This is a genomic window from Thermotalea metallivorans, assembly GCF_001562415.1.
Classification (GTDB): Bacteria; Bacillota; Clostridia; order Peptostreptococcales; family Thermotaleaceae; genus Thermotalea; species Thermotalea metallivorans.
Genome location: NZ_LOEE01000027.1, coordinates 108,253 through 130,067, shown reverse-complemented (window position 1 = coordinate 130,067; position 21,815 = coordinate 108,253). Strand labels below are relative to the sequence as shown.

Genomic DNA, 21,815 nt, shown 5'->3' with positions numbered 1-21,815 from the left:
GGATTCACTACTCTAACTAAAAGGCTTTCTATGTGATATTAATCCTGATGAACCGCCGGATACGGGACCGTATGTCCGGTGGTGTGAGAGGACGGTAGATAAATTAATTATCTACCTCCTACTCGATTGAAAATTTTTTCAAAAAAAGAAATTTCAGAATGAAAACTTGCAGAAAGCACCTTATCTATTGGACGTAAAAAACTTTTATGGGGACATTGAAAACATCAGATGGTAGGCTGTTTCCGCAAAGGTAAAGACAAGAACAGCCATTTGCACGAAAAATCTTACGGATATGCAGCACAGGGAAGAAATAGATGAATCAAATAGATGCTTTGGAATTTCAAGGCTTAATAGAAATGTTACAAATATTTAAATTCCATAGGAAGGCAAATTTGTTGAATTGTTAAGAAAATTCAGCTATTATAAAGTAAAAGGAATAAAGAACAAATAAATTTTAAAATATTCTAAAATAAGAAAATCATGCAAGGGATATTTTATTTTTTTTGTTTCATTTATTGAAAAAAACTATGGATGGAGGTGTGAGAAGATTATTTTTCTGAAGTTCTAGAGCAATCATACGTAAATTTATAAAGGGAGTGTGAGTTTTGTGGGCAGATTTCTGCTAAATAGGATAGTATCCATGATTATCACCTTATGGCTTGTGATTACATTAACGTTCTTACTCATGCATGCAATACCCGGCGGACCATTTACACGGGAAAAGGCATTACCTCCGGCTGTGATCAAAGCGTTGGAGGCAAAATACAAATTAGACCAACCCTTATGGAGACAGTATACGGATTATATAGGCGGTGTGATGCGGCTTGAATTGGGGCCATCCTTCCAAAAGGTAGGGGTAACCGTAAATGATATGATCAGAGAAGGATTTCCCGTTTCCGCCAAAGTGGGGGGATTGGCCATATTGGTGATTCTTGTTCTGGGCATCCCTGCCGGTATTATATCGGCTTTGAAGAATAATAAATGGGAGGATCAACTGGTACGCTTCCTGGCAACCCTGGGTGTGACGATTCCCAGTTTCGTTCTGGCAACCATATTGATTTATGTATTCAGTGCCAAGCTCGGCTGGTTTCCCTCTTTTGGTATAAAAAGCTGGAAGCACTATGTATTGCCTGTGATTGCATTGAGCGGATATTCCCTTGCCTTTGTTGCAAGGCTGACGAGATCCAGTATGCTGGAAGTGCTGCAGCAGGATTATATTCGTACTGCCAGAGCAAAGGGGTTGTCGGAGTTTGTGGTCATTGGAAAGCATGCATTGAAAAATGCCCTTATCCCTGTGGTAACCTATGTGGGGCCATTGATTGCAGGAATTCTTACGGGTTCCTTTGTGGTAGAAAGGATCTTTGCCATTCCCGGCATGGGCAAGCACTTCGTGGAAAGTGTCGGCAACCGTGACTATACGGTATTGATGGGGATGACGGTATTTTATGCATTATTCCTTGTCATCATGGTACTTATCGTAGATATTTTATATGGTTTTATTGATCCAAGAATTAAAGTTGGCGAATAAAAGGGGGTTGCAAAATGACTGAGATGAATAAGATGGCGGCAGATATGTGGCAGCCGGTACCCATGGAAGAGCGGGATAAGGAAAAAATCGTACGACCCAGCATGACTTACTGGCAGGATGCATGGAGAAGATTAAAGCAAAACAAAACGGCCATGTTGGGCTTGATTGTCATTATTGCTCTATTTACCGTTGCAATTGTAGGGCCGTGGCTGTCTTCCATCACCTACTCTGATCAGGATTTGACAAAGGCAAATCAAAGACCCAGCGCGGAGCATTGGTTTGGTACGGATGGGCATGGCAGAGATTTGTATATAAGAGTTTTGTATGGTGCCCGTATTTCCCTGTTGGTCGCTGTAGTAGCGACGATTGTGAATTTTTTCATCGGTGTACTTTACGGCGGCATTGCCGGATATGCAGGGGGAAGAGTCGATAATATCATGATGCGTATCGTAGATATTATTTATACCGTTCCACTGGTATTATATGCGATTATTCTAATGGTTGTCATTGGAACAGGTTTAAAAAGTATTATTATCACCCTTGGAACCATATATTGGGTAAGCATGGCCCGAATTGTAAGGGGTCAGATCCTCAGCTTAAAGGAGCAGGAATATGTACTGGCGGCTCGGACTTTAGGGGCAAGCACTTGGAGAATATTGGTCAGGCATTTGATTCCCAATGCCATGGGTCCCATTATCGTAACGGCGACCATGATGATTCCCGGAGCAATTTTTACGGAATCCTTTCTAAGCTTTATCGGCTTAGGCGTTTCCGCACCGATGGCTTCTTGGGGTTCTCTGGCTTCCGATGCTCTGGGAGGTTTGAGATCCTATCCCTATCAGTTGTTTTTCCCGGCAGCAGCCATTTGTATCACCATGCTGGCATTTAACTTCTTGGGCGACGGCTTAAGAGATGCCCTTGACCCGCGCTTGCGTAAGTAGAAAAGGGGTGACGAAATATGAAAAATGAAAAATTATTAGAGGTGAAAGATCTTAAAACTTCCTTCTTTACCCATGTAGGAGAGGTAAAGGCCATCAGAGGGGTAAGTTTTAATTTAGATAAAGGGGAAGCCATAGGAATCGTAGGAGAATCCGGCAGCGGCAAAAGTGTTACCTCCCTATCGGTGATGAGGCTGCTGCAGTTTCCGGGCAAGATCGTAGGCGGAGAGATTCTTTTTAGAGGCCAAGACTTAGCAAAAAAATCGGAAAAAGAGATGCAGGCAATTCGAGGGAACGAAATTGCCATGATTTTTCAAGATCCTATGACTTCTTTAAATCCTGTGTATACTATTGGAAACCAAATCATGGAGGCTATCATCAGGCATCAGGACTTGAGCAAAAGCCAAGCAAAGGAAAAAGCCATCGAAATGCTTCGGCTGGTAGGTATTCCTTCGCCGGAGAAACGGGTTGATAACTATCCCCATGAATTCAGCGGCGGCATGCGGCAAAGAGCCATGATCGCCATGGCTCTCTCCTGCGAGCCCAGCCTGTTGATTGCCGATGAGCCTACTACGGCACTGGACGTTACCATTCAGGCCCAAATCCTTGAATTGATGAAAGATTTGAAGGAGAAAATCAATACCTCCATTATTTTGATTACCCACGATCTTGGGGTTGTGGCCGATGTTTGCAGCAGGATTATCGTAATGTACGGCGGCTTGATTATGGAAGAAGGCGCTACAGAGGATATTTTCTATAATCCCAAGCATCCCTATACCTGGGGATTATTAAAATCTATTCCAAGATTGGATCTGGGAGGAAAGAAGCGTTTGATCCCCATTGAAGGAACGCCTCCGGATTTATTGAAGCCTCCCAAGGGATGTCCCTTTGCGGCTCGATGTCCATATGCCATGAAGGTCTGCATGGAACACATCCCTCCATACTATTCCGTTGACGAAAAACATCGTTCCATGTGCTGGCTTTTAGACGAGCGGGCCCCACGGGTGGAAGTTGACACAGGGGTACAAAGGGGGAGAACAGAATGAGCAAAAAGAATAACGAGATATTGATAGAAGTAAAAAATTTGAAGAAGTATTTCCCCATTCGAAAGGGTTTTTTCGGTGGTCATACCCAATATGTGAAGGCAGTGGACGATGTGAGCTTTTTCATCAGAAAAGGGGAAACCCTAGGATTGGTGGGAGAGTCCGGTTGCGGGAAATCCACTACGGGAAGGACCATTATCAGACTCTATAAACCCACCGACGGAGAGGTTGTCTTTGGCAATGCTGAAATTGGACACATGAACGAAAAGGAGCTTCATCCTTTCAGAAAAAGAATACAGATGATTTTCCAAGATCCCTATGCTTCTTTGAATACGCGAATGACGGTAGGGGACATCATCGGTGAAGCCTTGGATATCCACGGTCTGGCCTCGGGAAAGGAACGATTGGAAATTATCCATGAATTGCTGGCAAAGGTAGGATTGAATCCGGACCATGCTGTAAGGTACCCCCACGAATTCAGCGGGGGGCAAAGACAAAGGATCGGCATCGCAAGGGCATTGGCCGTAAGACCGGAATTTATCATATGTGATGAGCCTATATCTGCCCTGGATGTGTCTATTCAGGCCCAGGTTGTCAATATGTTGGAAGACCTGCAGGCAGAGTTGGGATTAACTTATTTGTTTATCGCCCATGATTTATCTATGGTAAGACATATATCCGATCGTGTAGGGGTAATGTATTTAGGGAAGCTGGTGGAAATTGCCGATAGCGAGGAATTGTACCAGCATCCGGCCCATCCCTATACCAAAGCCTTACTATCTTCTATACCCATTCCCGATCCGGATATATCAAAGGCTAAGAAAAGGATTATACTGGAGGGCGACGTACCCAGCCCGTTGAATCCCCCTTCAGGCTGCAGATTTCGAACAAGATGTCCCTATGCTATGCCAAAGTGTGCAGAGGTAGAGCCGCCGATGAAGGATGTAGGGGGAGGACATATGGCAGCTTGTCACTTGCTGTAGGGAAAACAGATTGCCAGAACAGTATCATACAGGGGGGGATATGGCCATGGGCATATTGCCCCCCGATGATAAATTTTATCTAAAAGAAGGATGAAAAAGTAAACGGGAGAATATAATGTTCTCAAAGGAATATTTACAAAAATTTTTATATAAAAATATTCTTTAGCAGGATTTCATTTTCCTGTGTCGAATAGTAATAAAGATGTATACCGAAAATTTTTTTTATAGAAATAATTCAGACTATTCAATATCATTACGAGATAGTCATAGAATCGTGGACATTTTTTAAAAAAAATTAAAATAAATATGTAACAAATACTTTAAGGAGGTGATCGGCAAGGAGGACAAACAGGTTTCATTGTAAAATGAAATAGATGATGAAAAAACATGATTAAACTGGGAGGGGATTTCATTGTTGAAAAAAAGTTTGGCATTATTACTGGTTTTAACACTGGCTCTGACAGCAGGCCTTGTGGGTTGCGGACCGAAGGCACCGGCCCAAACCGGTGAAACACCTGCTGAGAAGCAAGAGCCCATGGTATTGAACTGGAACCTGGGTGCAGACCCGAAGACAATTGACCCGCAATTAAACAGTGCATCTGACGGCGGTTATGTAATCAACAATACTTTTGAAGGCATGATGAGAGAAATCAATGGCAAACTGACAAATGCCATGGCTGAAAAAGTAGATGTTTCTGATGATGGATTGGTGTATACTTTCCATTTAAGAGATGCCAAATGGTCAGACGGACAACCTGTGAAGGCCCAGGATTTCGAATATGCTTGGAAGAGAGCGTTAGATCCTGCCGTGGCTTCTGAGTATGCTTTCCAAATGTACTACATTAAGGGAGCACAGGCATACAATGAAGGAACGGGCAAAATTGAAGATATCGGGATTAAGGTGATCGATGACAAGACATTAGAAGTTACACTGGAAGCACCCACGCCTTATTTCTTAGATTTAACTACATTCTACACTTACATGCCTGTTCGAAAGGATGTAGTGGAGAAGGATCCGGAAGGCTGGGCCAAAAATCCGGCAACAGCCATCTGCAACGGACCATTTAAGTTAACAGAATACAAAATGGGCGACAGGATTATCCTTGAAAAAAATCCGGAATACTGGAATGCTGCCAATGTGAAGCTGGATAAGATCGTTGCTACTATGATCGTTGAAGAATCAACCATGTTGACTGCCTATGAAGCCGGCGAGCTGGATATCATTGATAGCATGCCAAGCCAAGAAATTCCAAGACTTCAGGCAGAAGATCCTACTTTTAAGATTTTACCTACTATTGGAACTTATTACTATATCTTTAATGTAACAAAGCCTCCTGTAAATGACGTGAGAGTGAGAAAAGCTCTTGCATTGGCCATTGACAGAAAGGCTATTGTAGAGAAGGTAACGAAGGCCGGACAAATTCCTGCCACAGGATTTACACCTCCGGGATTAAAGGATGCGGACGGTAGAGATTTCCATGATGTAGCTGGCGACTACGGCATTGATCCAAATGCTGCGAAGGTGGAAGAAGCCAAGAAGCTGTTGGCTGAAGCCGGATATCCGGATGGTAAAGGATTCCCAGAGTTAGAAATTCTTTACAACACCAGTGAAGGACATAAGGCCATTGCAGAAGCTATCCAAGAAATGTGGAAGCAAAACCTGGGCATCAACGTGAAGCTTCAAAACCAAGAATGGGCGGTATTCCAGGATACAAGACATCAAGGAAACTTTGTCATTGCCAGAGCCGGTTGGCTGGGAGACTATGCTGACCCGATGACCATGTTGGATCTTTGGACTTCCTACTCTGGCAACAATGATGCTCAATGGAAGAATCCGGAATATGACAAGATCATTGAAGCATCCAAGAAGGCTACCGGCAAGGAAAGATTCGACTTATTGTATAAAGCCCAGCAAATGATGATGGATGAAATGATCGTAATGCCGATCTACTACTACACTGACCCTGTGATGGTGAAAGAATACGTAAAAGGTTGGGAAAAAACAGCTTTAGGACACTGGTATTTTGGTAATGTAACAGCTGTTGACAGAAAATAATAAGGAATGAAGACAAAAAGGATGGTATCTTCTGATGCCATCCTTTTGTCACGGAAACCTCCTTTTCTGCATAAGATGATGATAAGTCATAAAAAAGGAGGTTTTGGTATGGTGCAGTTAACGGTACTCCATTGGATCTATTTCATCATGGTTCTGGTGATTTTGTCCGTGATGATTATGCGAAAGGATACGATCATACCGTGTATTCTTGGAGTATTTTTGCTAGGATTCGCTGCAAAAAAAACAATGCTGGGGGCTACAAAGGCAGTATTTGATGCTTTGATTGTGGCAGGTACGGAGTTATTGGGTATTATTGTTGTGATTTCCTGCATCGTAGCCATGTCTAAACTATTGGAGGAAATCGGAGCAAATCGATGGATGGTGATGCCTTTCAAAAGATTTATTAAGACACCGGACATTGCTTTTTGGTTTATTGGCATTGTCATGCTGTTGGTATCATGGTTTTTTTGGCCATCGCCGGCTACAGCTTTGGTAGGGGCCGTTTTGCTTCCCGTTGCCTTAAGGGTAGGTTTGCCGGCCATGGGTGTTGCCATGGCGATGAATTTGTTTGGCCACGGCATCGCCTTATCTACTGATTTCGTCATTCAGGGAGCACCTACCATTACGGCTACGGCTGCAGGTGTTCCGGTGGAATCTGTGATGATCAAGGGAATATCGTTGTTTTTTATCATGGGCCTGGTCACTGTGGTAACAGCCTACGGGATGCTGAGAAGGGATATGAAAAAGGGAAAATTGGAGAAGTCTACAATGGAAGACTTTTTCATGGAAGAAGGCAAGGAAACAAGGAAAATTGCCAAATTTGCAGCTATTTTGGTACCATGTGCATTCCTATTGGATATTGTTGCTATGTTTTTATTTGAACTAAGAGGAGGAGATGCTACATCTCTTATCGGTGGGACAGCTACTTTGCTGATGCTGGTCATCAGTATCGTAGAATTTCAAGGAGATGCATTGGATAAAATCACAAAATATGTGCGGGAAGGATTTATGTTCGGTATGGAAATCTTCGGACCTATTCTTCCCATTGCTGCTTTCTTTTACATGGGAGAAGTTGCACCGATACAGGCTGTATTGGGGGAAGGTGTGCTGCCGTCAGGTTCCCAGGGAATTTTATCGGATATGGGCATGGCTTTAGCTTCTATCGCACCTATGAATCGGCCTGTGGCAGCTGCCATAGAAATGACAGTAGGTGCCATCACGGGTTTAGATGGATCAGGTTTTTCAGGAATGTCCTTGGCAGGATCCATGGCCAAGGTATTTGGTACGGCTGTGAATGGAAGCATTCCTGTCTTGGCAGCATTGGGGCAAATTGGCGCCATTTGGGTTGGCGGCGGAACCATTGTACCTTGGGGACTGATTCCTGCTGCAGCCATCTGCGGGGTTCTCCCTATGGATTTGGCAAGGAGAAATTTTATTCCCGTGGCAACGGGATTGGTTGTCACAACCATTGCAGCCATATTCTTTATTTAATACCCGTACAGGCGGGAACGATTTTGCAATGGTGTCCTCCCATGAAATTCATCCTTTGGTCGAAAATATACACATTCCGGATGGGGAGAGGAAGATGCAAATATGATATGGGTTAGTGCGCATTTTCCATCGTTTTGAAAACAACAGTTCAGAGCACAGTTAATATTCATCATCTGATCGCCTCCTATCATTAGTATCTGTATCAAAATTGAATTCATGCTATGTAAAAAATGTATAAGCAGGCCAGAAAAGATACGTGATCCGTTGTAGGTATTTCAAGGATGAAGAAAATATTTTCCCATAGGTGAAAGTAGTATAGGATACATGATCATTCCATAATCTATAAAGAGAGAATAACCTTCAAAAGATTACATGGAGGTGATGGATCCTATGATTTTTCCTGAATATAAAAAAACAGGAGTCGTTTACCATATCGTCAGTCTGAATGATTTGAAACAAGTATTGACGGAAGGAATTCGATATGATGACAAAGCTACCTATGAAACCAAATATTATGAATTTCATAAGATTATTGATGCCCACAAAACAAAAAAAATACCCGATTGGGTTATTAGAAGAAAAGCAATCTTTGCAAGTCTGAATTATCCTGAAAGCCATCAATTTCATTCCCATACGGCAATCTTGGCCGTAAGAATCGATCCCAAACGCTGTTGGGTGGCCAATGAAAACTGTGCCAATGAAATTTACGAGCCTTTTGTGTTGCAAGAGATGGATGAGTTCTGCGGCTGCAAAAAATATCTGGCAACAGAAGGGAAAGCCCTGTTGACAAAATACTGGGAGACCTCGTTAAGCTTTATGGATAATCAAATCTATCGATATGACCTGCAGGAAGGATATGATGCGGAGGTGCTCATACAACACGCTATTCCACCGGAAGACATTGAGATCCGCTACATTATCTCAGACCACCGGATGATGGATGTGAAATCATGGAAACAAAGATTCTGCTAGGGGTTTGCATATAAATTTTAGCGGAGATTGGCTTCTCCGCTATTCTTCTTTTAATTCAATAATCTCAATATCGTCTATGGTCTTCCCTACTTCCCATACTGGAGGATCGATTTTTTGCATATTCTTTGTTGGGAGCTGTTCCATATTAGTGAGGGCAGACAGTTCTAAAGCAGCATAGAGGGCATGATGGGCTTCATATTGATCCCTGTGGAGATAGATTTTATCTTTTTTTGGATAAATCTTGAATTCTTTCAAAAAGACACAGCTTTGCTCATCATGGCAAAAGAGTTCTGCCGCGAGAGGATCTAATTCTTTGATGCTTCGCATATTGGGAATTTCTGCGATAACAGGCGGAGCAATCTGAATGCCTGAAATATTAATGGCCGAATGGAAGAAGGCACATAGTTGCTTTTCCAACAGATCAATATTGTTGGGGTGTGTTTCTATAGAAAGCAGACTATGTAGAGCGCCGATCAAGGAACCGATGTCTTTGGCAGAGTATTTTAATTTTTTTCGTGCGTTGTGGGTAAAGAGATTGATTTCTCGATCCCATCGGCTGTTGATATACCGGTAAATTTTTTTGGCTGCTCCATAGAAATGATCTAGCTGGGTAAATTTATATCCTTCTACAAGGGCTTTCAAGGCCCTGCCATGGGTGGCCAGCGAACTGACTTTCGATCCATATCTTTCCCTGGAAAGTTTACCCCCTTCCAGTTCTCTGGAACATACTTCGGCACATAATTTTATAACAAAAGGCTCCATTTCTGCATTTTTGCCAAGCATACGGGCTGTATGGATGATGAGGGGAATTGCTTCTGCCAGTTCCTTTGTTTTTAGATTGTACATATGTTCTTCCTGGTGCAGAAGGACATGGAGTATTTGCATGGACCAATCACAGAAATATAGTGCCTGCTCGTGATCATAATATCTGGGATAGCGGTCCTGATCCTGAAGGACTTGATATAATCCTCCGTAGGCATGCATCATATGGATTTGGTCTAACCAACGGATATGTTCGTCCTTTGTCTTTAAAAAGATATGGTCATGGTGTTTCGATTTATCTTTCTTTTTTACAAAAAAACCTTGGCTGTTTCTTAAATAGGCATGGCAAAATTCTCCCTGCTCAATGGCACTATGAAGCAATAGAAGGCCGATATATTTTTCCCGGGGCGTGGATGTTTCTTTAGGATCCAGTAAACTTCGATGGTATAGATATTCGGCTAATTTTACTTCACCATGGATGAGGAGCGCCTGATCGGCAGGTTGAATATTTTTCTTCAGTTTTCCCTTATCCCAGCGAAAATCTTTTTTTTCGGACAAAAAATGATCAGAAAGAACTGCGATGGCGGGATGGCCCTGGGTATAGACAGCCCGCAAGGGAAAAATTTTATAATCAAAGTCCATAGGATCTCCGGGGGATTCCTCGTGTAAGGGGGAATCTGCAGAGAGCAGTTTATGCAGGTTGGTGTATATTTCCTCGGAAAAGTTTGCCGGTATGCCCATACCCGACAATAGAGAAAGGGCATATACATTGGTAAAAAAGTACAGCAGGGCTTGCTTGCGGGTATTTTCCATGGTTGGGGTCTCAAAGCCTCCCATGGGGAAGTCAAAAATCATTTACTTCACCACCTTGTATAGATTTATAACTTTAAAATTGAATTTACTGCAAAAAGTTATATTTTTTCAATAGCAGTTCGTTGCCAGTTGCCAGTTGCCAGCTCCCAGTACTGGTGACTGATGACTGGTAACTGGCAATAAAACATTTGCTGCATAAAAAGATGATCTTCACGAAGACATCGATCAAGTTTTAGCCTTGTTTTTCTGTATAATTATAGATATGCAGAGAAGATAGAAAACTTACTTAAATCTACAAAGATAAAAGATAGTAAGGTATAATGAATATAGTGCAAATACGGTATGAATGGGGATGAAAGAATGAAGGTAGGAAAACTGGATACGGAGCTGCTGCAGAAGATTGTGTTTCAACATATCACTTGCCGTAGGGAAGAAGTTTTGGTTCGGCCGGGAGTAGGGGAAGATTGTGCTGTTGTAGATTTTGGCAATGATGCGTGTATACTGTCTACGGACCCTATCACGGGCACGGCCAAGGAAGTGGGCAGGCTGGCAGTACATATTTCCTGCAATGATGTGGCATCCAATGGAGTAGAACCTTTGGGGCTCATGCTGACGATCATGGCGCCGGAGGGCACCACTGCTGCTGAAATCGAGGAGATTATGCGGCAAGCGGGAAAAGAAGCTGCAAAATTGAATGTAGAGATCATTGGAGGACATACAGAAATTACTACGGCAGTAAATCGCATCGTGGTATCTTCTACGGCCATTGGCAGACAGGTAAAAAATAAAGTGGTTTCCACGAAGGGGGCCCGGGTGGCAGACTGTGTGTTGATGACGAAAACGGCAGGGTTGGAGGGGACTGCCATTATTGCCCATGAACATGAAAACAGGTTGAAGGCGTACATGGGAGAGGAAATGGTGGAGCAGGCCAAGGGCATGATGGACAAAATTAGTGTGGTTCCTGAAGGGGTGATAGGAGGAGAGATGGGGGTCTCCAGCATGCATGACATTACGGAAGGAGGCGTGTTGGGAGCAGTTTGGGAGATGTGCGAAGCTTCCAAGGTAGGCGTTGTTCTTTACAAAGAGCGAATCAAAATTGCACCGGAAACTGTGAAAATCTGCAGATTTTTTAATATTGATCCCCTAAGGCTGATATCCAGCGGCTGTATGCTGATGACCATCGGGTGGGAGAAGGTAGATGGATTGGTTCAATCATTGACAGAGAAAGGAATAGAGGTCAGCGTCATTGGAGAAATTATTCGGGAAGGCAGGTATTTGGTGGAGGGAAATCAAAAAATTGAGATAATGCCACCGGAGAGTGATGAATTATACAAGGTAGTATAGAAACGGCATCAGCCGTTTTTGTTATTTTTGTTATTACAGATATTACATCTCGGTTACAAATCGATAAACTAGGTTGACATAAATTTTTCGCTAGTGATATAAATAAGAGTAGGAAAAATAATTTTGTCGAAAGTGAAGAAAGTTTTCCACATGCATAAGGTACCACAAAATTCATGTCGAAAATGCATTGAAAAATCCTATAATTCATTTCGACAAGGGGAGGCAGGCTATTTTAAATAGGGGGACGTAAAGATGAAAAGATTCATATCGTTTTTGCTGATCATCACCATGGTCATTGGGATGCCGGCTGCTGTCTACGGTGCGAAAATGGAGAGCGATACCATTGAAGTGGTGGACGGACCAACGGGTAAGAAGCAAGAAGTATATGTTGCAAATTTGCTCATGGGTGGACGAGATGTTATAACCGATGTACCCACAATGCTCTACAAAAACCGTACCCTGGTCCCCATTGCCTTTGTGGTGGAAAGCTTAGGGGCCAAAATTGAATGGAATCAGAAGGAGTACAAAGCTACCATTACAACCAAGGACAAAACCGTTGTTCTCAAAATTGATAGTGCTACAGCTTATGTAAATGGGAAGAAAATAACTCTTCCTGATAATGTCCCGGCAAAACTGCTGGGGTATAGGGGAAATTTTAGAACGATGGTGCCTTTAAGGTTTGTTTCAGAACAGCTTGGAATGAATGTAAACTGGATATCGGAAACCAGAACGGCAACGGTAGACTTTCCAAAGCAAGGGATTACGAATATTACATATGAAAGCAAGGGAAGCGGCAATTCACAAATCCGATTGAAAACAACGGGCATAGTGAATTTCACTTCCATGTACTTAGAGGGCAGCAAGATCGGAGGAAAGGACCGAATTGTCATCGATATACCAAGTGCCGAATTGGCTGTGCAGGATTCTTCTATGATTGTAGAGGGCAGTGGATTGATACGAAAACCTATCGGTGTTAACGACATTAGTGCCATTCGTGCTTCCGTGTTTGAGCCGGCACCCAGAAATATCATACGGTTTGTGATTGATTTGGATAGGAAAAAGAATTTTAATGCAAGCTTTGATGCTGCTGCCGACGAAATCAAGATAGATGTTTTCAGTCCTTTGAATACGGTAAAAGAAATCAATATGGAGAAGCGCAACAATGCAGATGCTATTGTGATACGCACCGATGATGTCCCCGTATATAACGTGATTAATTTGGGAAACAGGGTAGTGATTGATGTTTTGAATGCACAGTTGAAAACATCGAAGACAGAGATTCCCGTATCACGGGGGGGTGTGACGAGGATTCGAACAGCTCCCTTCACGCCGGATCATAACTATAAGCCGGAGGATAAAATTGTAAGAGTTGTGCTGGATCTAGAAGAAGGACAGCGCATGGAGGATATTCTCATAGAAAGTGAAAATAAAGATATTCTCATTTATATCAACGACAAGCCGTTGCAGGGATTTGATTACCACAAGGAGGCCTTTGGCAAATCCATTCTGAATCTTACCCTTCAAGAAAGGGGAAGATTCTATGTCAGTGCTGATAGCAGCGGAAGAGAACTTGTGGTGGAAGTATTAAAGAGCAAGGTGCAATGGCCGGCGACTTCCTTGAATGTTTCGGACAATGTTGTGGAATCTATACAAATAGATGATCAAAGAGATAGCCAGTATTATGCCGTTAAGGTCAAATTGGCACCGGGGGCTGTTTATACAGTCCAGAACAGGGACGAGATGACGGAACAAATTGTGATCAGGTTTGAAAATCCTACCCTTCAAGGTTCCAAATACAGCAATAAGATTATCGTATTGGATGCAGGGCATGGAGGAAAAGATCCGGGAGCCCAAGGGGTGAAGCTGCAGTTGAAGGAAAAGGATCTGGCTTTGGATGTGGTGAAAAGATTGGATAAGATGCTGCAGGATGCAGGATTCGCCACATTCTTGACAAGAACGGATGATACATATATTGGATTGTACGAAAGGGCGGAAATAGCGAACAGCTTAAATGCCGATGCCTTTGTCAGCGTACATTTCAATTGGCATCCCGATCCCAATATCACAGGGGTGCAAATGCTTTATAATGGGGATAACCCTGCCAGAGATAATAAAACATTTGCAGCCATAATGCAAGAAGAGGCCCTCAAGGAGTTGCAGGCGGTGGATAGAAAAATTATTGAGCGGCCTAAGTTGGTTGTTATCCGGGAGACAAAGATGCCTGCAGTATTGGCAGAAATGGCCTTTATTTCCAACGAAACAGAAGAGGCAATGGTAGCGACGGAAAATTATCGTCAAAAAATAGCCCAAGCCCTCTTCCGCGGCATTACCAGATATTTTGATGAGGTAGTACTCAAGCGATAGCCACAAAAGATGCCATAAGGGATGATCCTATGGCATCTTAGTTTGTACTCAAACCCTTGAAACTTGGATTCCTGCTCAAGTCTGTGTTGATTTTCTCCAGTTGCCAGCTGCCAGTTACCAATGAGCCATTACCAGTTAACAGTTAACAGTTAAATCTACTAGCCCGTAGCCGTAGCCATCAGCCATCGACTGGCAGGAAGTATAACCTATAAAAATTTATGCATCTTTTGGGTGGATATGATAATATATTACTGTATAGAAAAAGAGGAGGGAAATTATGGAGTTAATATTCGGTTATCTGCTGATCTTCTCGGCAAGAATTGTGGATGTATCGATTTCGGTAGTGAGGACACTGCTGATGGTAAGGGGAAAAAAGATACAAGCTGCTTGTTTGGGTTGTATAGAGGTGTTTATTTATATTACAGTTCTTACGAAAATTATGGGTCAGTTGGATAACTTGGGAAATTTGATTGCCTATTCCCTAGGATTTGGTACAGGCCAGATTGTGGGAATTTTTATCGAGCAAAAAATGGCATTGGGTGACGCCACGGTTCAGGTAATTACGAAGGAAGATGAAAGTCAGCTGGTGGAGCTCCTGCGGGGGGAAGGCTTTGGCGTTACGGTAATCCCAGGCTATGGGAAAAATGGTGTAAAACAAATACTTCATATTGCATTGAAGCGAAATATGCTGCCTAAATTTCACGAAATCATGGAGGAATTTGACAAAGATGCTTTTATTACCGTGATGGATACAAAGAGTATCCGGGGAGGATACATGCAGCGGTTGAAAAGAAAATAGGGAAATTTATTGTTTTAGACATAGGATTACCCCTTGACTAATATAATTTTATTAAAGATGATTCGTTGGGGGGTTAATCAATGAAACGCAACTGCTTTATTGCATTATTTTTAGTACTATGCATGATGATAAGCCTTGCGGGGTGCACAAACCCCATTCGCATGGTTAAAAACTTATTTGATGATGAAGACAAGGCTGCTTCGAATATCATTGAAAATGATCCCAGTGCCCAAGGGGATGTGCAGCTTAGAGATACAGTGTTGTATTATAAGGACGATAAGGGATTTTTAATTCCTGTGATGAGAAAGATTCCGTGGACGGAAGGAATTGCAAAGGCTACATTGGCATCTCTAGTGGATAATCCGGCCAACCGGAAGGATATGGAAAGTATCGGCTTGATCCCCGTAATTCCGGCAAATACAGAAATCAGGGGAATGGACATTGATAATGGTTTATGTAAAGTAGATTTTTCATCGGATTTCTTAAATTATGCTACAAAGGCAGAGGAAGAATCTTTGGTGAAAGCCGTTGTTTATACACTGACCGAATTTGTAACCATTGATCGTGTTCAGTTGATGATTGACGGAAAAATCCAGAAGAAGCTTCCTTTTGGTACGGAGGTAGGAAAGCCCATTACAAGGGACAACATCAACTATGTCAGCGCTGTCCCCAGCAAGGATAAGGTAGTAGTATATTATGAGGGAACAACCAATGGACTGGAGACCTATTTTGTACCTGTGACAAAGGCTGTGGATAAAAAAGACAGTCTTGGGGTAAACGCCATTGATGCTCTGGATGCATTAGTTGAAGGTCCGCCGGAGGGGTCCGGTTTATATACACAGATTCCCAAGGGAACAAAGGTGATCAGCGTCGACATGAATAATGCCGTAGCCTATGTCAACTTTAACGAGGAAATACTAAAGATCAAGGACAGTGCAGAAACAGCGGAAAGTGTGATAAAATCCATTGCTTTAACCCTCAGGGAACAGTACAAGGATGTGACGGCGGTAAAAATCCTTGCAAACGGCAAGGAAGTGGAATTAGGCAAGGTGAGGAAGGAAGAGGCTGTAGCGGTGCCTACCTTTGCAAATCAATATTAGATTCAAAATCCAGTGGGATCCCGCTGGATTTCTTCTTGCGGAGAATTTATAAATTCCACTGGAGAGGGAGAGAATAATCAAAGATGTAATCTGCTCAAATATATGGTACAATATGGTATAGTAAATCAAAAGAGAGAGGAAGAATAGGAATGATACGTGTTGATGGGAGAAAAGCAGATGCTTTAAGACCTGTTCGAATAACGAAGGACTATTTGGCATATGCAGAAGGATCTGTACTGATTGAAATGGGAAACACCAAAGTAATCTGTACAGCTTCTATCGAAGATAAAGTGCCTCCCTTTCTAAAGGGGACAGGCAGCGGCTGGGTGACGGCGGAATATTCCATGTTGCCCAGATCTACCCAAATAAGAAAGCCTAGGGAAGCCAGCAAGGGAAAGTTGGAAGGAAGGACCCAGGAGATACAAAGGTTGATTGGCCGTGCTTTACGGTCCGTGGTAAATTTGAAAGATTTGGGGGAGAGAACTGTCTGGATAGACTGTGATGTGATTCAGGCAGACGGAGGTACCAGAACGGCCTCGATCACAGGCTCCTTTGTGGCCTTAGTCATGGCTTTGCACAGGTTGTACGAGGAAAAGCAAATCGGCAAACTGCCTATCAGAAATTATGTGGCAGCCGTAAGCGTAGGAATTGTGGACGGAAACCCCGTACTGGATCTATGCTATGAAGAGGATTCCAAAGCAAAGGTAGACATGAATATTGTTATGACAGACCATAAAGAATTTATTGAGGTCCAAGGAACAGGAGAAGAGTCACCCTTCAGCAGGCAGGATTTGATGATACTGCTGGCATTGGGAGAAAAGGGAAATGAAGCATTGATTCAAATACAAAAAGAGGCTTTGGGCGAGATAGGAGATCTCATTGGCAAACTACAGGAAGAAACAGGGGGAGCAGATCATGGGGCGTGTAGTGATTGCATCGAAGAATAAGCACAAAGTAGAGGAGATAAAGGCCATATTAAAAGAATTTCCTTTGGAGATCAAATCCATGGATGAGGTGGGGCTGGAACACCTGGAGATTATAGAGGATGGAAAAACCTTCGAAGAAAATTCCATGAAAAAAGCCAAGGAAGTTATGGGTTTGACAGGCAGTATTGCCATGGCGGATGATTCCGGATTGGAAGTAGATGCCCTGGATAATCAACCGGGAGTGTACTCTGCCAGGTTTTCCGGGGAAGGGGCTAGGGATAAAAGCAACAATGAAAAACTTTTACGGATGCTTGAAAATATACCTTTGGAGAAAAGGACTGCCCGCTTTGTATCGGTCATATCCGTAGCTTTTCCTGATGGGAGGGAATTTAGTGTCCGGGGAGAATGCGAAGGAATCATTGGATTTGAAGAAAAGGGCAATCACGGCTTTGGTTATGATCCGTTGTTTATTGTTCCGGAATATAACAAAACCTTTGGAGAATTGGGTGCCAATATCAAAAATAGAATTAGTCATCGGGCAAGGGCCCTAGAGAAACTGAAGGAAGAACTAAAGAAAATCATGGGAGGAATATAGGGTGAGGCTAGGTGTTATCAGCGATACCCATGGAGCGATTCGGACAGCGGAAAGAGCAATAAAGCAAATGGGAAAGGTCGATTTATTGGTTCATCTGGGAGATTATTATGAGGACGGAATGAAATTAAGGGAAAGAATTGGGGTACCCTTGATCGGTGTAAAGGGCAATTGTGATTTCTACAGGGAGGGAGAAGAAGAAATCATCCGGGAGATAGAGGGACACAAAATATATATGATCCATGGGCACCAATATGATGTGAAGCGGGATTTAAACCGGTTGTATTATCGTGCATTGGAGTTGGGTTGCAACATTGTCCTCTATGGTCATACCCATGTACCTCTGCGTATTGCCTGGGGGGATGTACTGATTTTTAATCCTGGCAGTATCAGCCAACCAAGGGGTGGAGCCAGATCATCCTACGGGTTGATTGATATCTATGGCCCGGAAATCAATGGTGATATCATAGAGATCTAAAAGATAGGTATACTTGGACAAAAATGATGGGCCAGGTATAAGAAACGGAAAAAATACACATAATAGAATAGTAAAATATGGGATCATGATGAAATACCCAGATATGAATTGAAAAAATCATCATATCAAAGGAGATTCGTTATAACAGGTTTTTACCCTTATAAATTGGATGTGGTGGGCTTTGACGGGACGTTTGAAATGGGGTATACTAATCTTTGTCAGTTCGGGGTGTAGCGCAGCTTGGTAGCGCATCTGGTTTGGGACCAGAGGGCCGCGGGTTCAAATCCTGCCACCCCGACCATTTGCGGACGTAGTTTAATGGTAGAACTTCAGCCTTCCAAGCTGATCGCGAGGGTTCGATTCCCTTCGTCCGCTCCAATGTGGGTCCATAGCTCAGCTGGATAGAGCAACGGCCTTCTAAGCCGTGTGTCCGGGGTTCGAATCCCTGTGGGCTCACCAGTACGGTGGATGTAGTCAAGCGGTTAAGACACAGGATTGTGGCTCCTGCATTCGTGGGTTCGAATCCCATCATCCACCCCAGTTTAGGCAGGCGTTGGGGTATCGCCAAGTCGGTAAGGCACCAGACTTTGACTCTGGCATTCGTTGGTTCGAGTCCAGCTACCCCAGCCATTCCATGACCCATTAGCTCAGTAGGTAGAGCACTTGACTTTTAATCAAGGTGTCCCGCGTTCGAGCCGCGGATGGGTCACCAATTTAGGGGTAATACCTAACTTTTCACTCCCAATGGGCAGATTCGTGCGGATGTGGCGGAATTGGCAGACGCGCTAGATTCAGGTTCTAGTAGTCGCAAGGCTGTGGGGGTTCGAATCCCTTCATCCGCACCATTTTATTGAAAAGAAAGAAACTGTTTAGCATATTGTGGAAACTATTCCTTTATGATATGCTGGAGATAGATCATGCGCCCTTAGCTCAGTCGGATAGAGTCGCTGGCTTCGAACCAGTTGGTCGGGGGTTCGAGTCCCTCAGGGCGCACCAAATAAAACCTTTGAAAACACGAATGTTTTCAAAGGTTTTTTCATTATGCATTAGGGAATTATGTACTTTCATAAATTGTGGATAAGCCATACTTCCTGTCATGTGTTTTACCAAAGTCTCAATGCAGATATTTCAACTCACAGCCTTGAGAGGTTTAATTTTTTTAGAAAAAGCCTTCCTGCTCTGATCAGGAGCTGTTATAGAAATTTAAAATTAAGGGATTGCAGAAATATGGAATTTTTTGTAGAATATTGTAGCAAAATGCTATATAATACAAATAAATAATTGATTACAAGGATCTATTAAAAAGCTTTCGTGCTTTAGGATATTTTTTTATGAAGAAGATGTTCTTGAATGATTGATGGAAAGGTGTTTAAGATGAAAATTGGAAATAAGAATCATCCGGAAATCCTCTCGAGTAAAAAGAGTTTTTGGAATACAGATAGATTTTTAATTCTCAATAGGCCTTTTCAAGGGAAAGTCAGGGCTTTTAAAATTATGTGCGTCTATTTAGTTGTAGGGGGATTGTGGATTTTATTTTCTGATCAGTTGCTGCAAATGATTGCTCAAGATCCCAAAACTATGATACGATTCAGCATAATCAAAGGGTGGTTTTTTCTAGTAACTACCGGAACCATGCTGTATTTCCTTATCAGCAGGAGCTTCAAAAAAGGAGAATATTGGAGTCAAAAGTTGTTGCAAAGCTATGAAGAACTGGAAGCAATCCATGAGGAGCTGGTCGCCACAGAAGAAGACTTGCAAGAAAAATATCAGGCACTGCAAAAAAGTGAAGAGGCGTTGAGAATCAGCGAGGAACGCTACCGGTTAGCCTTGGAAGGAACCAGTGACGGCATTTGGGACCATGATATGGCCCAGACCAATTGTTTTATCTTCACAAGAACAAAAGAAATGTTGGGATATAAGGACCATGAGATTGAAAATACCTTGGAGGGCTGGAAGGGATTGGTTCATCCTGAAGATATAAAAGAGACCATGGATGCAATCCAGGCATATTTAAACAGAAAAGTTCCCTTTTATGAAAAGGAATACCGGCTTAGGGCAAAATCAGGAGAATACAGGTGGATATTGAGCAGGGGAAAGGCTATTTGGGATGCCGATGGAAAACCCATTCGGATGGTAGGTTCCCATAAAGACATTACAGACCAAAAGATGGCGGCAGAAAAAATCTATCAACTGGCATACTATGACAGCCTTACAGGGCTTCCTAATCGTGCCATATTTGAAGAACATCTGGCAAGGGCTTTGAAGGAAGCAGATGGGACCGAAGAAATGACAGCATTGATTTATTTGGATTTAGATAATTTTAAAACGGTCAATGATACCTTAGGCCATGCTTTCGGAGATTTGTTGCTCAAGAATGTAGGGAATTCACTGGAGAGACGGCTGGAAGAGAAGGGAATTGTTACCCGTTTGGGAGGAGATGAATTTGCCATCCTATTGCCCAGGGTATTGAATCGAGGAGAAGTTGTATCGATGGTGGAAAATATTCTAAAATCTTTTCAAAATCCATGGATTGTAGACGACCGGGAATTTTATATTACCACTAGTATCGGGATCACCATTTACCCAGAGGATGGTAAAGACAGCCATGCACTGTTTAAAAATGCCGATACAGCCATGTACAGTGCAAAGGAATGCGGAAAAAACAATTATCGGTTTTACACCACCGATATGAATCAGAGGATTGTGGAAAAATTAGAGATGAGCAATAGTTTAAGGCGGGCCTTGGAACGCAATGAATTGTCCGTCTACTATCAACCGCAAATTGATTTGCAAAGGGGCAAGATGGTGGGGGTGGAGGCCTTGGTGAGATGGATCCATCCCACGATGGGGGCGGTACCTCCCAACAAGTTTATTCCTATTGCAGAGGAAACAGGCCTGATCATGCCTATTGGTGAATGGGTACTGCGAACGGCCTGCAGGCAAAACAAGAAGTGGCAGGATGCCGGATATCCCCCTCTTTGCGTGGCGGTAAACTTATCGGCCCGTCAATTTCAGCAGCAGGACCTTGTGGAGATAATTCAAGGGATTCTGCAGGAGTATCATCTAAAGCCCCAGTGGTTGGAATTGGAAATCACCGAGAGTCTGGCCATGAAAGATTTGGAGCATACCATCAAAATTTTGCATAGGCTCAGGGATTTGGGCATTAAAATTGCACTGGATGACTTTGGTACAGGATATTCCTCTTTGAATTATCTAAAGCAGCTGCCTATCCATACATTGAAAATTGACAAAAGTTTTGTGAATGACATTACGCAAGGATCCAATGAGGAAGCCATTGCAAAGTCATTGATTGCATTGGCCCATAGCATGAATCTCATTGTAACGGCAGAAGGCATCGAGACTGATGAACAGCGTATTTTTCTGCAGAATCAGAGTTGTGATAAAGCCCAGGGATATCTTTTCAGCAGACCTCTGCCGGCAGATGAAATAGAGAAGCTCTTGGCCGGAGAAAATTCTTTGGTATTGGTCCCATAACACTTTAAAAGCAATGGAACAGGGGAAATTACTTTACTAAGATTATCCTGTTTTTCCCTTTTTTTGATCCTTAATTCTTTCCCGAAAGAGATGATAAGAAGTCCTACTGCATCGACGGTGCCAATACTGAT

Annotated in this window: 17 protein-coding genes and 8 tRNA genes; 23 read left to right on the top strand and 2 right to left on the bottom strand. The window is 42.8% G+C overall.

Annotated features, from left to right (window positions below):
* Nucleotides 1-607: 607 nt before the first annotated feature.
* The 6 genes from AN619_RS05240 to AN619_RS05215 all read left to right on the top strand — a co-directional run bounded on the left by AN619_RS05240 (nucleotide 608) and on the right by AN619_RS05215 (nucleotide 8,039).
* Complete coding sequence (locus AN619_RS05240; protein WP_068555453.1) at nucleotides 608-1,528, top strand: ABC transporter permease; 921 nt, start codon at nucleotides 608-610, stop codon at nucleotides 1,526-1,528.
* 14 nt (nucleotides 1,529-1,542) lie between these two features.
* Nucleotides 1,543-2,469 carry an ABC transporter permease gene (locus AN619_RS05235; RefSeq protein WP_278279848.1) on the top strand — a complete coding sequence of 309 codons (927 nt, stop codon included), beginning with the start codon at nucleotides 1,543-1,545 and terminating at the stop codon, nucleotides 2,467-2,469.
* 17 nt (nucleotides 2,470-2,486) lie between these two features.
* The gene (locus AN619_RS05230) at nucleotides 2,487-3,512 is read left to right on the top strand and encodes an ABC transporter ATP-binding protein (RefSeq protein ID WP_068555451.1); all 1,026 of its coding nucleotides are present in this window, start codon (nucleotides 2,487-2,489) and stop codon (nucleotides 3,510-3,512) included.
* Nucleotides 3,509-4,492, top strand: coding sequence for an ABC transporter ATP-binding protein (locus AN619_RS05225; RefSeq protein WP_068555450.1), 984 nt, complete (start codon nucleotides 3,509-3,511; stop codon nucleotides 4,490-4,492). Before AN619_RS05230 ends, AN619_RS05225 begins: the two co-directional genes overlap by 4 nt.
* A gap of 412 nt (nucleotides 4,493-4,904) precedes the next feature.
* Nucleotides 4,905-6,548: a peptide ABC transporter substrate-binding protein gene (locus AN619_RS05220; protein WP_198153244.1), complete on the top strand. Its 1,644-nt coding sequence runs from the start codon at nucleotides 4,905-4,907 to the stop codon at nucleotides 6,546-6,548.
* A 108-nt stretch (nucleotides 6,549-6,656) separates the two neighbouring features.
* Nucleotides 6,657-8,039, top strand: coding sequence for a hypothetical protein (locus tag AN619_RS05215; protein WP_157064916.1), 1,383 nt, complete (start codon nucleotides 6,657-6,659; stop codon nucleotides 8,037-8,039).
* On the opposite strand, the gene AN619_RS15880 is transcribed toward AN619_RS05215, so the two are convergent.
* Nucleotides 8,036-8,212 (bottom strand): hypothetical protein, encoded by a 177-nt coding sequence (locus AN619_RS15880; RefSeq protein WP_157064915.1) that lies wholly within the window; start codon nucleotides 8,210-8,212, stop codon nucleotides 8,036-8,038. The genes AN619_RS05215 and AN619_RS15880 overlap by 4 nt on opposite strands.
* Nucleotides 8,213-8,420: 208 nt before the next feature.
* Between AN619_RS15880 and AN619_RS05210 the strand changes: the two genes are divergently transcribed.
* Entirely contained in the window at nucleotides 8,421-9,011 is a 591-nt protein-coding gene (locus tag AN619_RS05210) for a hypothetical protein (RefSeq protein ID WP_242867332.1), read from the top strand.
* Between the two features lie 39 nt (nucleotides 9,012-9,050).
* On the opposite strand, the gene AN619_RS05205 is transcribed toward AN619_RS05210, so the two are convergent.
* Complete coding sequence (locus tag AN619_RS05205; protein ID WP_068555440.1) at nucleotides 9,051-10,628, bottom strand: hypothetical protein; 1,578 nt, start codon at nucleotides 10,626-10,628, stop codon at nucleotides 9,051-9,053.
* Between the two features lie 318 nt (nucleotides 10,629-10,946).
* Here AN619_RS05205 and AN619_RS05200 point away from each other — a divergent pair, with 318 nt between their 5' ends.
* From AN619_RS05200 to AN619_RS05125, 16 genes are all read left to right on the top strand, one after another.
* A complete protein-coding gene (locus AN619_RS05200; protein ID WP_068555438.1) occupies nucleotides 10,947-11,930 on the top strand; it encodes an AIR synthase family protein in 984 nt (327 codons plus the stop codon).
* Nucleotides 11,931-12,182: 252 nt separating this feature from the next.
* Nucleotides 12,183-14,294 carry an N-acetylmuramoyl-L-alanine amidase gene (locus AN619_RS05195; protein ID WP_068555436.1) on the top strand — a complete coding sequence of 704 codons (2,112 nt, stop codon included), beginning with the start codon at nucleotides 12,183-12,185 and terminating at the stop codon, nucleotides 14,292-14,294.
* Nucleotides 14,295-14,571: 277 nt separating this feature from the next.
* The gene (locus AN619_RS05190; RefSeq protein WP_068555434.1) at nucleotides 14,572-15,093 is read left to right on the top strand and encodes a DUF2179 domain-containing protein; all 522 of its coding nucleotides are present in this window, start codon (nucleotides 14,572-14,574) and stop codon (nucleotides 15,091-15,093) included.
* Between the two features lie 80 nt (nucleotides 15,094-15,173).
* On the top strand, nucleotides 15,174-16,193 hold the full coding sequence (locus tag AN619_RS05185) for a GerMN domain-containing protein (protein ID WP_068555432.1): 1,020 nt from the start codon (nucleotides 15,174-15,176) through the stop codon (nucleotides 16,191-16,193).
* Between the two features lie 149 nt (nucleotides 16,194-16,342).
* Nucleotides 16,343-17,140 (top strand): ribonuclease PH, encoded by a 798-nt coding sequence (gene rph / locus AN619_RS05180; RefSeq protein ID WP_068555430.1) that lies wholly within the window; start codon nucleotides 16,343-16,345, stop codon nucleotides 17,138-17,140.
* Complete coding sequence (locus tag AN619_RS05175) at nucleotides 17,109-17,714, top strand: XTP/dITP diphosphatase (protein WP_068555428.1); 606 nt, start codon at nucleotides 17,109-17,111, stop codon at nucleotides 17,712-17,714. The genes rph and AN619_RS05175 overlap by 32 nt, the downstream gene beginning before the upstream one ends.
* Before the next feature lies 1 nt (nucleotide 17,715).
* Entirely contained in the window at nucleotides 17,716-18,189 is a 474-nt protein-coding gene (locus tag AN619_RS05170) for a YfcE family phosphodiesterase (RefSeq protein WP_068555426.1), read from the top strand.
* A 224-nt stretch (nucleotides 18,190-18,413) separates the two neighbouring features.
* Nucleotides 18,414-18,490 (top strand) — tRNA-Pro (locus tag AN619_RS05165).
* Nucleotides 18,491-18,493: 3 nt separating this feature from the next.
* Nucleotides 18,494-18,567 (top strand) — tRNA-Gly (locus tag AN619_RS05160).
* Nucleotides 18,568-18,571: 4 nt separating this feature from the next.
* Nucleotides 18,572-18,648 (top strand) — tRNA-Arg (locus tag AN619_RS05155).
* A gap of 5 nt (nucleotides 18,649-18,653) precedes the next feature.
* Nucleotides 18,654-18,729: transfer RNA gene (locus tag AN619_RS05150), tRNA-His, on the top strand.
* A 14-nt stretch (nucleotides 18,730-18,743) separates the two neighbouring features.
* Nucleotides 18,744-18,819, top strand: a tRNA-Gln gene (locus AN619_RS05145).
* Between the two features lie 6 nt (nucleotides 18,820-18,825).
* Nucleotides 18,826-18,901, top strand: a tRNA-Lys gene (locus AN619_RS05140).
* A gap of 46 nt (nucleotides 18,902-18,947) precedes the next feature.
* Nucleotides 18,948-19,034, top strand: a tRNA-Leu gene (locus AN619_RS05135).
* A 74-nt stretch (nucleotides 19,035-19,108) separates the two neighbouring features.
* A tRNA-Arg gene (locus tag AN619_RS05130) sits at nucleotides 19,109-19,185 on the top strand.
* Nucleotides 19,186-19,539: 354 nt separating this feature from the next.
* Nucleotides 19,540-21,684 (top strand): putative bifunctional diguanylate cyclase/phosphodiesterase, encoded by a 2,145-nt coding sequence (locus tag AN619_RS05125; protein ID WP_068555424.1) that lies wholly within the window; start codon nucleotides 19,540-19,542, stop codon nucleotides 21,682-21,684.
* Nucleotides 21,685-21,815: the final 131 nt, after the last annotated feature.